The sequence below is a fragment of the Streptomyces sp. NPDC006335 genome (assembly GCF_040612795.1).
GTDB lineage: Bacteria > Actinomycetota > Actinomycetes > Streptomycetales > Streptomycetaceae > Streptomyces.
In genome coordinates this window covers 382,593-396,008 of sequence record NZ_JBEXQX010000009.1, presented here as the reverse complement: position 1 = coordinate 396,008, position 13,416 = coordinate 382,593, and the positions used below count along the sequence as shown (strand labels likewise).

15 protein-coding genes, 1 tRNA gene and 2 pseudogenes are annotated in these 13,416 nt (G+C 70.4%); 14 read left to right on the top strand and 4 right to left on the bottom strand.

Annotated features, from left to right (window positions below; genetic code table 11):
• Positions 1 to 187: pseudogene (locus ABZ098_RS26210) on the bottom strand (3-carboxy-cis,cis-muconate cycloisomerase); the annotation flags it as partial.
• Between the two features lie 226 nt (positions 188 to 413).
• Between ABZ098_RS26210 and ABZ098_RS26205 the strand changes: the two are divergent.
• Positions 414 to 695 (top strand): annotated as a pseudogene (locus ABZ098_RS26205) (ATP-binding protein); the annotation flags it as partial.
• Positions 692 to 1,009, top strand: coding sequence for a hypothetical protein (locus ABZ098_RS26200; protein ID WP_356595027.1), 318 nt, complete (start codon positions 692 to 694; stop codon positions 1,007 to 1,009). The pseudogene ABZ098_RS26205 and the gene ABZ098_RS26200, both read left to right, overlap by 4 nt.
• A gap of 189 nt (positions 1,010 to 1,198) precedes the next feature.
• Here the strand turns inward: ABZ098_RS26200 and ABZ098_RS26195 are convergent, their stop codons facing one another.
• Complete coding sequence (locus ABZ098_RS26195; RefSeq protein ID WP_356595067.1) at positions 1,199 to 2,743, bottom strand: helicase HerA-like domain-containing protein; 1,545 nt, start codon at positions 2,741 to 2,743, stop codon at positions 1,199 to 1,201.
• 170 nt (positions 2,744 to 2,913) lie between these two features.
• Here ABZ098_RS26195 and ABZ098_RS26190 point away from each other — a divergent pair, with 170 nt between their 5' ends.
• Together ABZ098_RS26190 and ABZ098_RS26185 are read left to right on the top strand one after the other, a co-directional pair.
• Complete coding sequence (locus ABZ098_RS26190; RefSeq protein ID WP_003999914.1) at positions 2,914 to 3,210, top strand: type II toxin-antitoxin system VapB family antitoxin; 297 nt, start codon at positions 2,914 to 2,916, stop codon at positions 3,208 to 3,210.
• Between the two features lie 99 nt (positions 3,211 to 3,309).
• Positions 3,310 to 3,951: a LytR C-terminal domain-containing protein gene (locus ABZ098_RS26185; RefSeq protein ID WP_356595025.1), complete on the top strand. Its 642-nt coding sequence runs from the start codon at positions 3,310 to 3,312 to the stop codon at positions 3,949 to 3,951.
• 265 nt (positions 3,952 to 4,216) lie between these two features.
• Here ABZ098_RS26185 and upp read toward each other — a convergent pair whose 3' ends face one another.
• Positions 4,217 to 4,852, bottom strand: coding sequence for a uracil phosphoribosyltransferase (gene upp / locus ABZ098_RS26180; RefSeq protein ID WP_053850800.1), 636 nt, complete (start codon positions 4,850 to 4,852; stop codon positions 4,217 to 4,219).
• A 96-nt stretch (positions 4,853 to 4,948) separates the two neighbouring features.
• On the opposite strand from upp, the gene ABZ098_RS26175 reads away from it, so the two are divergent.
• The 8 genes from ABZ098_RS26175 to ABZ098_RS26140 all read left to right on the top strand — a co-directional run bounded on the left by ABZ098_RS26175 (position 4,949) and on the right by ABZ098_RS26140 (position 9,455).
• Positions 4,949 to 5,131, top strand: coding sequence for a hypothetical protein (locus tag ABZ098_RS26175; RefSeq protein ID WP_007383124.1), 183 nt, complete (start codon positions 4,949 to 4,951; stop codon positions 5,129 to 5,131).
• A gap of 311 nt (positions 5,132 to 5,442) precedes the next feature.
• Complete coding sequence (locus ABZ098_RS26170; RefSeq protein WP_356595065.1) at positions 5,443 to 5,982, top strand: hypothetical protein; 540 nt, start codon at positions 5,443 to 5,445, stop codon at positions 5,980 to 5,982.
• A gap of 59 nt (positions 5,983 to 6,041) precedes the next feature.
• Positions 6,042 to 6,467 (top strand): tRNA adenosine(34) deaminase TadA, encoded by a 426-nt coding sequence (gene tadA / locus ABZ098_RS26165; protein ID WP_356595023.1) that lies wholly within the window; start codon positions 6,042 to 6,044, stop codon positions 6,465 to 6,467.
• A 45-nt stretch (positions 6,468 to 6,512) separates the two neighbouring features.
• Positions 6,513 to 6,597 (top strand) — tRNA-Ser (locus tag ABZ098_RS26160).
• Positions 6,598 to 6,702: 105 nt separating this feature from the next.
• Positions 6,703 to 6,879, top strand: a complete 177-nt coding sequence (locus ABZ098_RS26155; protein ID WP_356595021.1) for a hypothetical protein — start codon at positions 6,703 to 6,705, stop codon at positions 6,877 to 6,879.
• A 19-nt stretch (positions 6,880 to 6,898) separates the two neighbouring features.
• Complete coding sequence (locus ABZ098_RS26150) at positions 6,899 to 7,192, top strand: Dabb family protein (RefSeq protein WP_356595019.1); 294 nt, start codon at positions 6,899 to 6,901, stop codon at positions 7,190 to 7,192.
• Positions 7,193 to 7,403: 211 nt separating this feature from the next.
• Positions 7,404 to 8,234 carry an RNA polymerase sigma factor SigF gene (locus tag ABZ098_RS26145; protein ID WP_356595063.1) on the top strand — a complete coding sequence of 277 codons (831 nt, stop codon included), beginning with the start codon at positions 7,404 to 7,406 and terminating at the stop codon, positions 8,232 to 8,234.
• A gap of 327 nt (positions 8,235 to 8,561) precedes the next feature.
• The gene (locus tag ABZ098_RS26140) at positions 8,562 to 9,455 is read left to right on the top strand and encodes an RNA polymerase sigma factor SigF (RefSeq protein ID WP_356595017.1); all 894 of its coding nucleotides are present in this window, start codon (positions 8,562 to 8,564) and stop codon (positions 9,453 to 9,455) included.
• A gap of 439 nt (positions 9,456 to 9,894) precedes the next feature.
• Here the strand turns inward: ABZ098_RS26140 and ABZ098_RS26135 are convergent, their stop codons facing one another.
• A complete protein-coding gene (locus ABZ098_RS26135) occupies positions 9,895 to 10,098 on the bottom strand; it encodes a hypothetical protein (RefSeq protein WP_356595015.1) in 204 nt (67 codons plus the stop codon).
• 195 nt (positions 10,099 to 10,293) lie between these two features.
• On the opposite strand from ABZ098_RS26135, the gene ABZ098_RS26130 reads away from it, so the two are divergent.
• A complete protein-coding gene (locus ABZ098_RS26130) occupies positions 10,294 to 10,818 on the top strand; it encodes a MarR family transcriptional regulator (protein ID WP_356595013.1) in 525 nt (174 codons plus the stop codon).
• Between the two features lie 13 nt (positions 10,819 to 10,831).
• A complete protein-coding gene (locus ABZ098_RS26125) occupies positions 10,832 to 13,363 on the top strand; it encodes an MFS transporter (protein WP_356595012.1) in 2,532 nt (843 codons plus the stop codon).
• Positions 13,364 to 13,416: the final 53 nt, after the last annotated feature.

Sequence of the window (13,416 nt, the reverse complement as noted above, 5' to 3'; positions counted from 1 at the left end):
GGCCCGCCACCCGCGCGGCCTCGGTCATCAGCTTCCTGGCCCCGGCCTTGCCGAGCAGCGGGGCGAGGTACGCGGCCACCCGCTCGGTGACGACCAGACTGGCCGTCATGTCCAGGTTGGCCCGCATCCGTTCGGACCTGACCCGCAGCCCCTCGGCGAGCTCCACCGCGGTGTGGGCCGCGCCGCCGGACGAGGACCCGGCAGACGCGAGGCCACACCCTCGGACACCGCCGTCCCCGGCCACGACCCACCGGGCATCCACATGACCGTCACCGGAAATTGCCGGCCAGATCCCCGACCGGCACGCCACCCACTGGACGAGGACCCGGCAGGCGTCACCCCCCGGCTCTCGGACACAGTCGGGGCCGGGTGCCGGCGGCCGTCGTGGACTCGGGGAGTGAGCGGCCCACGCCGGTCAGACCTCGGTGGGGACGGTCGTGGAGGTCGCGCCCGCAGCGGGCCGCCGCCCGTTCCTGGAAGGGCCGCCCGGCGCGGGCGAGACGATGCTCGCCGAGCGGCTGCCCCGCCACGCCTCGCCACAGCACCGGGACCGACCGATCCGCATCGCCCGGCCCCGCGCGCGGGGCGAGAACCTGTGGCCCCACCCGACCCGCCGCGCCCACCCCTCCAGTCGGGTGAATCCCCCGGCCGAAGTGATGAAACGCGCGTGCCGGGCGGGGAGACGACCTGTGTGAGTTCCGTACGTCGTCCCCCGGGCAGCCGTGACTGGCTGCGGGCGCTCGTGCTGCTGCTCGCGCTGCTGGTCCCCGGTGCGCATGTACAGGCGCACACGATGCCGCCCGTCCCCGCCGGGGAGATCGTCGAGTACGACGTCCTCGACACCGCGCTGCGGCCCCCTGCCCGTACCGTCCACCGAGCGGCCGTACCTCTGCGGCCCGTGCCGTGGCCGGAGACGGTTCCCGGTGTGTCGGCGGACCCTCCCGTCCCGGCGCCCCCGCGGCCGCCGTACGCGCTGCCCGCCCTGCGTTCCGTGGTCCTGCGCTGCTGACAGAGCCCGCTTCCCCAGGCCTGTTCAGCACTCACGCAAGGAACATCGTCATGCCCGTCGATCCGTACGCGGTCCTGCGCGCCCTGTTGCGCGCGGAGGCCGCACGCAACGCGCCGAAACCGCAGAGCACGAAGAAGCAGCCGCCGGTGAGAGAGGAGAAACGCGGCTGATCCGCCGGAGGAGGCGGGGCTACCGCCGCCTCCTCCGAGCCGTACCGAAGAGCGAGCGGGTGATCTCACGCCCGATCTGCGTGCCCAGCGACCGCGCGAGCGACTTGAACACGCCGCTGCCGACGACCTGTTCGACCACGGAGGGGTCGTCCGCGCGAGCCGGGGGCGGGGCCTTCATCTCGTCCGGGCCCTTGGCCCCGCGGGAGCCGAGCTTCTCGTACGCCGACTCCCTGTCCACAGCCTGTGCGTAACGCCCGTACAGCGAGGAGGACCTGACCGCCGAGTCCAGCGCGTCGGCGTCGACGGGGCCCATCAGGGACTCGGGGGCGCGCAGGCGGGTCGCGGCGACGGGCGTGGGCGCCCCCTTCTCGCTCAGCACCGTCACCACGGCCTCTCCCGTCCCCAGGCCGGTGAGCAGCTCCTCCAGGTCGTACGCGGAGTCGGGAAAGGTCCGCACGGTCGCCTTCAACGCCTTCTGGTCGTCCGGCGTGAAGGCCCGCAGCGCGTGCTGGACCCGGTTGCCGAGCTGGGCGAGGACGTCGGCGGGTACGTCCTTCGCGGTCTGGGTGACGAAGAAGACGCCGACTCCTTTCGAGCGAATCAGCCGCACGGTCTGGGTGAGGGAGTCGAGGAACGCCTTCGAGGCCCCGTTGAAAAGCAGGTGCGCCTCGTCGAAGAAGAAGACGAGCTTCGGCCGGTCGACGTCCCCGACCTCCGGAAGGTCGTGGAACAGATCGGCGAGCAGCCACATCAGGAAGGTCGAGAAGAGCCGCGGCCTGTCCTGTACGGCAGCCAGTTCCAGGACGGAGACCAGTCCGCGCCCGTCGTCCGCGGTCCGCAGCAGCTCGGCGGTGTCGAACTCCGGCTCCCCGAAGAAGTCGGCCATGCCCTCCGCCTCGAAGGCGGTGAGGGAGCGCAGGATGACCCCGGCCGTGGCGGTGGACAGACCCCCGATGTTCTTCAGCTCGCCCTTGCCCTCGTCCGAGGTCAGGAAGGCCACGACGGCCCGCAGGTCCTTGAGGTCGACCAGTTCCAGCCCCTTCCGGTCGGCGTAGTGGAAGATCAGGCCGAGGGACTGCTCCTGGGTCTGGTTGAGCTGGAGCACCTTGGACAGCAGCAGCGGCCCGAAGCTGGTGACGGTGGCCCGGACCGGAATGCCGTTCCCGATGCCACCGAGGGCGTAGAACTCCGCCGGGAAGCCGTTGGGCTCCCACCGCTGGTGCACTTCCGCGGCCCTGGCCTGCACCTTCTCGTTCCGCGCGCCCGGTGCGGAGATCCCCGACACATCGCCCTTGATGTCGGCGAGGAAGACCGGGACCCCCTGCGCCGACAACTGCTCGGCGATGAGCTGGAGCGTCTTGGTCTTGCCGGTGCCGGTGGCGCCGGCGACGAGTCCGTGCCGGTTGAGCATCGGCAGGGGGATCCTGACCTGCGCGTCCGGCAGGCAGACGCCGTCCCACAGCAGCGCGCCGAGATCGAGCGCGGGCCCGGTGAAGGCGTAGCCGGAGGCGATCTCCAGGGCCTCCCGGGGCAGCGCGGCGGGGCCGGACTGTGCCTGCGGCATGGACCGGTCGGCGGTTGCCGCGGCGGCCCCCGTCTCGCCCCGCGGAGGGGGCTTTCGCTCGCTCATACCAAACCCCTGCTCCCGCTACGCCCCTTTTCACACCTTTTTTCCAGCGTCGCACTCGCCCGCCATGGCTGCGCCCGGAAGGTCTTGACCGGTAGGCTTTCCGTGTGATCTTCAAGCGCATCGGAAACGGCCGGCCGTACCCCGACCACGGCCGGGAAAGCACCCGGCAGTGGGCGGACGTCGCACCGCGCCCGGTCCGCCTCGATCAACTCGTGACGACCAAGGGCCAACTCGACCTGGAGACCCTGCTCGCCGAGGACTCCACGTTCTACGGCGACCTCTTCGCGCACGTCGTGAAATGGCAGGGCGACCTGTACCTGGAGGACGGCCTGCACCGCGCGGTGCGGGCGGCGCTCCAGCAGCGACAGGTGCTGCACGCGCGCGTGCTCGAGCTGGACTGAGTGACCGCGCTGTAAAGGTTTGGCCCTTTCGGGTTCTCCTGCGCGCGGGTCAATGATCATCTAGTAGGCATTGCCGCCCGCGCGCACTACGCTGCGCCCATGAGCATGCTGACGCCCCCCGGCATGGGCGGTAAGTACCGGATCACGGGCGACAAGTACCCCCGGATGCGTCGGCCCCGGCGGCGCGGCAGGCTCGCGGTCGGTGCGGTGGCCTCCGTCGCCGCGCTGAGCCTGGTCGGCTGGGGCACGCTCCAGCTCATCGACGTGTTCACGGGCGGTGGGGACCGGGCCTCCGCGGCCGGCTCCAAGTCGGGCTGCAGGACCAAGGCCGGCGCGTCCCCCTCTCCCTCCGCGGCCCCTCTCCCCAAGCCGGGCCAGATCACCGTCAACGTCCTGAACGCCACGGCTCGCGGCGGGCTCGCCAAGAAGACGGCGGACGAGCTGAAGAAGCGGGGCTTCAAGATCGGCGACGTGGGCAACGCGACGGCGACCTACGACAAGAAGGTCAAGGGCACGGGGGTACTGCTCGGACCGTCGTCCGCCCTCAGGACCTCCCTGCCGGTCCTGGGCACGCAGCTCGCCTCCGCAGAGACCCGCACGGACACCCGCAAGGGTGCCGAGGTGGACCTCATCATCGGGTCCGGCTTCAAGAGCCTCAACAGCAAGGCGGCCGCCGACAAGGCCCTGGCGGCACTGAGGGCGCCCGCGCCGGCGTCCACGACGTCCAAGAAGGGCTGTTGAGCTGTCGTAGGACAGGGAAGCCGTAGGGCGGGTGCGGGCCGGTGGGGGGCTGGTCGCGCAGTTCCCCGCGCCCCTGGGGAGTTGCAGTCACCGGCGTCCACGAGGGAGCGTCCACCGTGTCGCGCACCACGACGGACCGTCCGCTACTTCCCCCTACCCGACCGAACCCGCACAGGCCGCCGCAGGCACTCAGGGGCGCGGGGAACAGCGCAAGAACGCCGGCCCCCACCACACCCGCACAAACAACCGCTGAACCGCCGGAGGACTACTCGGCCGAGCCGTACAGGCGGTCGCCCGCGTCGCCGAGGCCCGGGACGATGTAGCCGTGTTCGTTGAGGTGGTCGTCGACCGCGGCCGTGACCACCGTGACCGGTGTGCCCGCCAGCTCGCGCTCCATGATCTCCACGCCCTCCGGGGCGGCCAGGAGGACCACCGCCGTCACGTCGTCCGCGCCGCGCTTGATCAGCTCACGGATCGCCGCGACCAGGGTGCCGCCGGTCGCGAGCATCGGGTCGAGGACGTACACCTGCCGCCCGGAGAGGTCCTCCGGCATGCGCGCGGCGTACGTGGTGGCCTGCAGCGTCTCCTCGTTGCGGATCATGCCGAGGAACCCCACCTCGGCGGTCGGCAGCAGACGGACCATCCCGTCCAGCATGCCGAGCCCGGCACGCAGGATCGGGACCACCAGCGGGCGGGGGTACGACAGCTTCACGCCGGTCGTGGCGGCGACCGGGGTCCGGATGTCGACCGCCTCGGTGCGCACGTCGCGCGTGGCCTCGTAGGCGAGCAGGGTGACCAGCTCGTCGGCGAGGCGGCGGAAGGTCGCGGAGTCGGTGCGCTGGTCGCGCAGCGTGGTGAGTTTGTGGGCGACCAGAGGGTGGTCGACGACGTGGAGACGCATGTCCACAACAGTAGCCGGGTCCACGGAACCCCTCGCGCTGGCGTCAAACCGCCCGACCGGGGGAAAGTGGGAGGGACGGACTGGGGTGGTGAACCGATGCCTGACCTGCCTGAGCACGAACCGTCGTCACAGGAGACCGACGCCGAGCGCCGGCGCCGACGCGCGCAGTTCCTGCGCGATCTCGCGGAGGCCCGAGAACTGCGCGACCGGGTGCAGCCGCGCCGGGCGAAGGTGGCCCGGCTGCGGCACGCGATGCGCATGCGGACCTTCCGTTGGTAAGAAAGATCACGCGTCCCGGGGCGCCGACGGAGCACCGTAGGCGCGCTGAACAGGTGGCCGTGCGTGGGGCCTTGGAAAAGCCGCGTACGATCCCGCTCGTGGCGGCGACGAGTGCGCTGGTGAGTACTTCACCGACGTGCCGACGCGCGTGCGATCAAAACCACCGGACACAGGGTGCCGAAGACGTCCCCTGAACGCCTTGTTTCTGCCACGATTCCGAGTGGGTGGGGCTCGGAGCCGAGCTCTCCCCGCCCGAACCTCCGCCGGGGGGACCCCCGACCGGCACACCTATGACCAGTGGGAGAGTCACGGTGTACTTCGCCGCACTGCTCGCGCGCACCGAAGACGGGTGGGAAGCGAGCGACACAGAGCTCCTCGACAATGTGGAGACGCTGTCGGATCTGGCCGACCTCGCCCGGGAAGCCGCGGCCGAGGACGACACGGTGCTCGTGCTGATCGAGCAGGAGGACGCCTGGTTCGGCGTCGTCCGCATCGACGGCGAGGACGACCCCCGTATCTACGTCTCGGACGCCGCCGCCGCTTCCCGCAGCTCGTACGGCGAGATCCTGCTCACCGACGAACTGCTCGGAAGGGAGCCCGCCGACGACGGCCCCGACCTCGACGCCCTCGACCTCGACGGCACCGAGGACGGTGACGACGAGGAAGAGGACGACGACACCGCCGTGGTCGCCGGCTCCGCGGACGCCGTGCCGCACGGTCCGGTCGGCGACTCTCAGGTCCTCGACGACCTGGGCGTCAGTGAGAAGGAGCTGAAGGCCCTGTCGGAGGACGCGCTCACCGAGATCGCCGAGGCCCTGGGCGCCTCGGAGGTCCTGGAGACCGTCCGCTGACCGCAGGGACCGAGAAGGAGGGCACCCCGGACCCGGTACGCGACCGCTGGCGGGCCGCGATGCGGCTCGCCCTGGACGAGGCCGGCCGGGCGGGCGCGGACGTGCCGGTGGGTGCCGTCGTACTGGCCCCGGACGGTACGACCGTGCTCGCGGCCGGCCACAACGAACGCGAGGCGGTCGGCGACCCGACCGCGCACGCGGAGGTCCTCGCGATCAGGCGGGCGGCGGCGGAGCTCGGCGAGTGGCGGCTGACCGGCTGCACGCTCGTCGTCACGCTGGAGCCCTGCACGATGTGCGCGGGCGCGATCGTGCAGTCCCGGGTGGACCGGGTCGTCTACGGCGCCCGTGACGAGAAGGCGGGAGCGGCCGGCTCCCTGTGGGACGTGGTCCGCGACCGGCGCCTCAACCACCGCCCCGAGGTGGTCGAGGGCGTCCTCGCGGACGAGTGCGCGGGGCTCCTCACGGAGTTCTTCCGGGACCGCTGAATACCGATTTCAAAGCACGCCCCACCTTGCTGTAAGGTCTCCCTCGGTAGCGTGTCCGAGCGGCCGAAGGAGCTCGCCTCGAAAGCGAGTGTGGCGCAAGTCACCGAGGGTTCAAATCCCTCCGCTACCGCTTCGGAAGGGCCCCGTCGAGAGACGGGGCCCTTCTTGCGTACTGATCACCCCGGTTACACTCGCGCCCCAGAAGGAACAGAAGTACCAAGCGGGGGAGGCCGCGGTGGCGGTGAACGGTAAGAAGCTCGCCGTCTATGTGCTCGTGGTCTTCGTGCTGTACGTGATCATCACGGACCCGGAGAACGCCGCCGGCTACGTGCAGATAGGGTTCCAGGGCATATCGGACGCCGCCAAGGCCGTGGGCGACTTCTTCACCTGGCTGGCCGACGGGGCGCATTGACAGACCCTAGGGAGCGCCCATGATCCGCCACCTCGTCCTCTTCAAGCTCAACGAGGGTGTCGAGCGCGACGACCCACGCGTGGTCGAGGGCGTCGAGGCCTTCCGCGCCCTGGACGGCAAGATCCCCGAGATCCGCTTCTGGGAGCTGGGCTGGAACCTCAGCGACCGCCCCATCGCCTACGACTTCGCCATCAACTCCGGGTTCGAGGACGCGGCCGCGCTGCGGACGTACGTCGAGCACCCGGAGCACCAGGCGGGCGTGGCGCTGTGGAAGGAGTTCGCCACCTGGGTGATCGCGGACTACGCGTACTGAGCCCGAGCACTCCGCAGCTCAGCAACTCAGCAGCTCAGCGGCTCAGCAGTTCCGAAGCCTCCTGCCGGGAACGGCGGGGGGCTTTTCTGCGTCTCTCACCCCGACTTGCCCCTCAACACGGCGTAACCCAACGTTATGCGGTGCTTGCACACAGTGCACATGTCTTGTGATGCTATGACCGCTTTTGACGGATGAGTTGACCAACGAAGAGGTGGCGTTGACCGTGGCGGCCAGTACCGCGCCTCCCCAGGAGGCCCCCCAGGAGGCCGCCCCACGCAGTCGCGGCGCCGACACCCGGGCGCTCACCCAGGTGCTCTTCGGCCAGTTGAAGGAGCTCGAACCGGGCACGCCGGAGCACAACCGGGTGCGGACGGCGCTCATCGAGGCCAACCTCCCGCTCGTGCGCTACGCGGCCGCCCGCTTCCGCTCCCGCAACGAGCCGATGGAGGACGTGATCCAGGTCGGCACCATCGGGCTCATCAACGCCATCGACCGCTTCGACCCGGACCGTGGCGTGCAGTTCCCGACCTTCGCGATGCCGACCGTCGTCGGCGAGATCAAGCGGTACTTCCGCGACAACGTCCGCACCGTCCACGTACCACGCCGGCTGCACGAGCTGTGGGTGCAGGTCAACGGTGCGACGGAGGACCTGACGACGGCCTTCGGACGTACCCCCACGACCGCCGAGATCGCCGAGCGGCTGCGCATCACCGAGGACGAGGTGCTGTCCTGCATCGAGGCCGGACGGTCGTACCACGCCACCTCGCTGGAGGCGGCCCAGGAGGGCGACGGACTGCCGGGCCTGCTCGACCGGCTCGGCTACGAGGACCCGGCACTGGACGGCGTGGAACACCGCGACCTGGTCCGCCATCTGTTGGTCCAACTCCCCGAGCGGGAGCAGAGAATCCTTCTGCTGCGCTACTACAGCAATCTCACCCAGTCGCAAATCAGCGCGGAACTCGGCGTCTCACAGATGCACGTTTCGAGGCTACTCGCGCGTAGCTTCCAGCGGCTGCGATCCGCCAATCGGATCGACGCGTAGTTCGCGTCGGATAGCGGATGCATAAGGGGCGCACGGTCGCACGTTCCGGAACACCGCAGTTCGCAAGCCCTGTCGAGGCGTAACCGGCGCGAGCGAATCGCTCACCGGCGCCGTTCCTGACACTTCTGTGCCGAAAAACCGTCAGACCCCCTTTATCCAGGGCGGATTAGAGTCTCACGTGTCGACATGTCACTACAGCGTGTTGCCGACATGTGACATTCTGCCGGAAGCGCGTTTGCCGAGGCTTCGGCTCCGGTATTCAGGTGAAGGCTGACGTTCCACCACGGGGCGTTCGCCACGACCGTCCCGCGACCCAAAGGGGGTGGCATGTCCGCAGATCAGGGCAGCTCGAAGGTGCTCACGCTCACGAAGAGCGAGGCCGAGCCCGCACTCGACGACGTCACGGCCGTCGAGGCCGCGCCGGCCCCGGCCCTCCCGGCACCCCCGGTGGTGTCCGGAGCCATCGACACCCGCACCCTGTCCCGCTCCCTCTTCCTGCGGCTCGCCGCACTCGACGAGAACAGCCCCGAGCGCGCCTACGTCCGGGACACCCTCATCGAGCTCAACCTCCCGCTGGTGCGTTACGCGGCGGCCCGTTTCCGCTCGCGCAACGAGCCGATGGAGGACATCGTCCAGGTCGGCACCATCGGCCTGATCAAGGCGATCGACCGCTTCGACTGCGAACGGGGCGTGGAGTTCCCGACCTTCGCGATGCCGACGGTCGTGGGCGAGATCAAGCGGTTCTTCCGCGACACCTCGTGGTCGGTGCGTGTCCCGCGCCGCCTCCAGGAGCTGCGGCTGGCCCTCACCAAGGCCAGCGACGAGCTCTCCCAGAAGCTGGACCGCTCTCCGACGGTCGCCGAACTCGCCTCCGTGCTGGGCGTGTCCGAGGAGGACGTCGTCGACGGCCTCGCGGTCGGCAACGCGTACACCGCGTCCTCGCTGGACTCGCCCGCCCCGGAGGACGACGGCGGCGAGGGCTCCCTCGCGGACCGCCTCGGCTACGAGGACACGGCTCTGGAAGGCGTCGAGTACCGGGAGTCGCTGAAGCCGCTGCTGGCCAAACTCCCGCCCCGGGAGCGGCAGATCATCATGCTGCGCTTCTTCGCCAACATGACCCAGTCACAGATCGGCGAGGAGGTCGGCATCTCCCAGATGCACGTCTCCCGGCTGCTGACCCGGACCCTGGCCCAGCTGCGGGAAGGTCTCATCTCCGACTGAGCGTCCCCGCTCGCAGGACGCCGACGGCCGTGCCGGGTGCGGTCGTCGGGCGAGTGCGGGGCGGTGGGGGCCTGTCGCGCAGTTCCCCGCGTCCCTCGGGGGGCTGCCTCTTCCTGCGTCAGGACGTGACCGTTCGCCACCCTGCGCGTGGGCGCCTATGGGGGTGCCGGGTTCGGCTGTCGGGCGAGTGCGGGGCGGTGGGGTCCTGTCGCGCAGTTCCCCGCGCCCCTGGGGGGTTGCCTCTAGCTGCGTCAGGACGTGATCGTTCGCCACCCTGCGCGTGGGCGCCTGTGGGGGTGGCGGGTTCGGCTGTCGGGCGGGTGCGGGGCCGTGGGGGCTGGTCGCGCAGTTCCCCGCGCCCCTGGGGGGTTGCAGTCGAGCTGTGTCAGGCCGGTGCGGGCATTCAGGGGCGCGGGGAACTGCGCACAACGTCCGCCGGTTACTTCAGTGCCAGCCAGGCCACCGCCGCGACGATCGCCACCGCGACCACCACTCCGATGATGAGGCCGATGCGCGGGCCGCCCGAGGCGGTCGGCGCGGTCTGCTGTCGGCGGCCCTGCGGGCCCTCGTCGACGAACGCGCGGAACATCTGGGTGCTGCCGGCGGGGTCGTGGTTGCCCTGGGGGCCCTGGTTCTCAGCCATGCCCAGAGACCCTAGCGAATCCGCGGGTGGGGCCCAAGTGCGGGGCTGACAGGGGTACCGGCCGGACCCACGTGCGGGTTTACGTTCGCAATACTTGCCTTTGCCAACTTTTTATGCCGCACTCACCCCGTTTTATTTGCCTGTAGCAACCAAACACGCCTATGGTTGCCCTAAGCAACGAACACGGGAGGTGTGATGGCCGAGCAGGCGCGATACGAGGAGCTGATCCGCCAGTTCAGCGCCTTCGGAGCCGTGAAGCGGGAGATCGGGCGGATGATGCCGTCCGAGTGCCCCTCCGGTTCCGCCGCCGTACTGACCCTGCTCGGGCGCTACGGGGACATGCGCATGAGCAAGCTCTCCGAGCTGCTCGCGGTGGACATGTCGGTCACCAGCCGCCACGTGGCCCACGTCGCCGAGCGCGGCTGGATCGAGCGCTCCCCCGACCCGGCGGACAGGCGCTCCCGCATCCTGCGGCTGACGCCGGCCGGCCGAACGCTCCTGGACCAGCTCTCCCGGCGGACCTGCCACATGCTCGCCGAGCGGATGAGCGACTGGAGCGACGACGAGGTGGCCCAACTGACCGCGCTGATGGCCCGCCTGCGGGCAAGCTTCGACGACACCCGCGCCCACGGTCCCGAACCCCGGCCGCCCGTACCCCCCGTACTCGAAGCGCTCGACGCTCTCGAACAGACCACCCGTACACCCGCGATCACCCAGTAAGAGAAGGAAGCCCATGGCAACGACCACACCAGCCGGTGTGCGGGCTCACGCCAAGCACGGGGGAGGCTCCGCCGAGTACGCCCCGATGACGCACCGGCAGATCATGGAGGCCATCTCCGGCCTGCTGCTCGGCATGTTCGTGGCGATCCTGTCGTCCACGATCGTCACCAACGCGCTCCCGCACATCATCAGCGACCTCGGCGGCGGCCAGTCCGCCTACACCTGGGTCGTCACCGCCGCCCTGCTGTCGATGACCGCGGCCACCCCCCTGTGGGGCAAGCTCGCCGACCTGTACAGCAAGAAGGCGCTCGTCCAGATAGCCCTGGTCATTTACGTGCTGGGGTCCGCGGCCGCAGGCCTGTCCCAGAACGCCGGCATGCTCATCGCCTGCCGTGTCATCCAGGGCATCGGCGTCGGCGGTCTGTCCGCCCTCGCCCAGATCGTCATGGCCGCGATGATCTCCCCGCGTGAGCGCGGCCGTTACTCCGGTTACCTCGGCGCGACCTTCGCCGTCGCCACCGTCGGCGGCCCGCTGCTGGGCGGTGTCATCACCGACACCTCGTGGCTGGGCTGGCGCTGGTGCTTCTACGTCGGCGTCCCCTTCGCCGTCATCGCGCTGATCGTGCTCCAGAAGACCCTGCACCTGCCCGTCGTGAAGCGGGACGTGAAGGTCGACTGGGCCGGCGCGACCTTCATCGCCGCCGCCGTCTCACTGCTGCTCGTCTGGGTCACCTTCGCCGGTGACAAGTACGACTGGCTGTCGTGGCAGACGTACACGATGGTCGGCGGTTCGATCGTGCTCGGACTGCTGTTCGTGCTGATCGAGTCCAAGGCGAGCGAGCCGATCATCCCGCTGCGGCTGTTCAGGAACCGCACCATCACGCTCGCGTCGCTGGCCTCGCTGTTCGTCGGTGTCGCGATGTTCACCGGCACGGTCTTCTTCAGCCAGTACTTCCAGCTGGCCCGCGACAAGTCCCCGACGATGTCCGGCGTCATGACCATCCCGATGATCGGCGGGCTGTTCGTCTCCTCCACCGTCTCCGGGCAGTTCATCACCCGCACCGGGCGCTGGAAGGCGTGGCTGGTCAGTGGTGGCGTGCTGGTGACGGCCGGTCTCGGTCTGCTCGGCACCATCCGGTACGACACGGCCTACTGGAAGATGTCGATCTTCATGGCCCTGCTGGGTCTCGGCATCGGCATGATGATGCAGAACCTGGTGCTGTGCACGCAGAACCAGGTCGACCCGAGCGACCTCGGCTCCGCCAGCTCGACGGTCACGTTCTTCCGTTCCCTCGGTGGTGCGGTCGGCGTCTCCGCGCTCGGCGCGGTCATGGCCCACCGGATCACGCACTACGTCAAGGACGGCGTCGCCGCCCTCGACCCGCAGTACCGGGCCGCCCTGGCCGGTTCCGGCTCCTCCACCGACAGCATCCCGGACCTGGCCAAGCTCCCGGCCCCGGTGCGCACGCTGGTGGAGAGCTCCTACGGTCACGGCATCGCCGACGTGTTCCTGATCGCCGGCGCCCTCGCGGCCGTCGCGTTCCTGATCACCCTGTTCATCAAGGAGGTTCCGTTGCGGACCAAGGGCGCGCTGGCGCAGGCCGCGGCGGACGACTCGCCGGCCGAGGCACCCGCGGAAGCCGCTGAGGCTCCGGCCACCGGGCACACCCCGAGCTGGGCCACGACCACCTCCGACACCGAGACCGCCCCCGGCGGCACCGGTACGCAGCGGCTGTCCGCCGTGGCCACCCTCGCCCGCCCCGAGGAATCCCCGGCCGGCTCCGGCGGCATCCCGGTCAGCGGTTTCGTGCGCGGCGCCGAGAGCGCGCCGGTCCCCCAGGCCGCGGTCACGCTGATCTCGCTCGCGGGTCGGCAGCTCGGCCGGTCGGTGACCCGGGCCGACGGTTCCTACGCCGTCGAGGCGCCGGGCGTGGGGTCGTACGTTCTGATCGCCTCCGCGGACGGCTTCCAGCCGCAGGCGTCCACCGTCCTGGTGGGCGGTGAGCCGGTGGCCTACGACATCCTCCTCAGCGGTACCAGCGGGCTGAACGGGCTCGTGCGGGCCGCGGGGAGCGGGGAGCCCGTCAAGGACGCCATGGTGATCGTCACCGATGTGCGGGGCGATCTGCTGGCCACCGGGACCACCGGTGAGCAGGGCGAGTTCGCCTTCGGCGAGCTGGTGCCGGGTGCGGTGACCGTGGCGGTGAACGCCGCCGGGTTCCGGCCGCGCGCCCTGCCCGTCGAGGTCGGCGGCACCGGCGTCACCCGCATCGAGGTCGACCTCGACTCGGGCGCCCGCCTCCAGGGTGTCGTCCGGGCACCGCACGGTCCGCTGGCCGACGCGAGGGTCACCCTCGTGGACGCGGCCGGCAACGTGGTCGGCACCGCCACCACCGGGACGGACGGGGCGTACGCCTTCACCGACCTGGACGGCGGCGAGTACACGGTCATCGCCACGGGCTACCCGCCGCAGGCGACCGCCCTGACGGTGAACGGGCCCGGCGTCGACGGCCACGACATCGAACTCGCCCACCCCGGCGAGTAGTCCACCCGCTCCGGCCCGTGGCAGGGAGCGCGCGCTCTGAGCGGAGGCGCGCG

Coding starts and splice junctions, on each gene's coding strand:
- ABZ098_RS26175 (WP_007383124.1), top strand. CDS start 4,949: ATGCCTGACCTGCCTGAGCACGAACCGTCGTCACAGGAGACCGACGCC.
- upp (WP_053850800.1), bottom strand. CDS start 4,852: ATGCGTCTCCACGTCGTCGACCACCCTCTGGTCGCCCACAAACTCACC.
- ABZ098_RS26185 (WP_356595025.1), top strand. CDS start 3,310: ATGAGCATGCTGACGCCCCCCGGCATGGGCGGTAAGTACCGGATCACG.
- ABZ098_RS26195 (WP_356595067.1), bottom strand. CDS start 2,743: ATGCCGCAGGCACAGTCCGGCCCCGCCGCGCTGCCCCGGGAGGCCCTG.
- tadA (WP_356595023.1), top strand. CDS start 6,042: ATGCGGCTCGCCCTGGACGAGGCCGGCCGGGCGGGCGCGGACGTGCCG.
- ABZ098_RS26135 (WP_356595015.1), bottom strand. CDS start 10,098: ATGGCTGAGAACCAGGGCCCCCAGGGCAACCACGACCCCGCCGGCAGC.
- ABZ098_RS26150 (WP_356595019.1), top strand. CDS start 6,899: ATGATCCGCCACCTCGTCCTCTTCAAGCTCAACGAGGGTGTCGAGCGC.
- ABZ098_RS26140 (WP_356595017.1), top strand. CDS start 8,562: ATGTCCGCAGATCAGGGCAGCTCGAAGGTGCTCACGCTCACGAAGAGC.
- ABZ098_RS26130 (WP_356595013.1), top strand. CDS start 10,294: ATGGCCGAGCAGGCGCGATACGAGGAGCTGATCCGCCAGTTCAGCGCC.
- ABZ098_RS26125 (WP_356595012.1), top strand. CDS start 10,832: ATGGCAACGACCACACCAGCCGGTGTGCGGGCTCACGCCAAGCACGGG.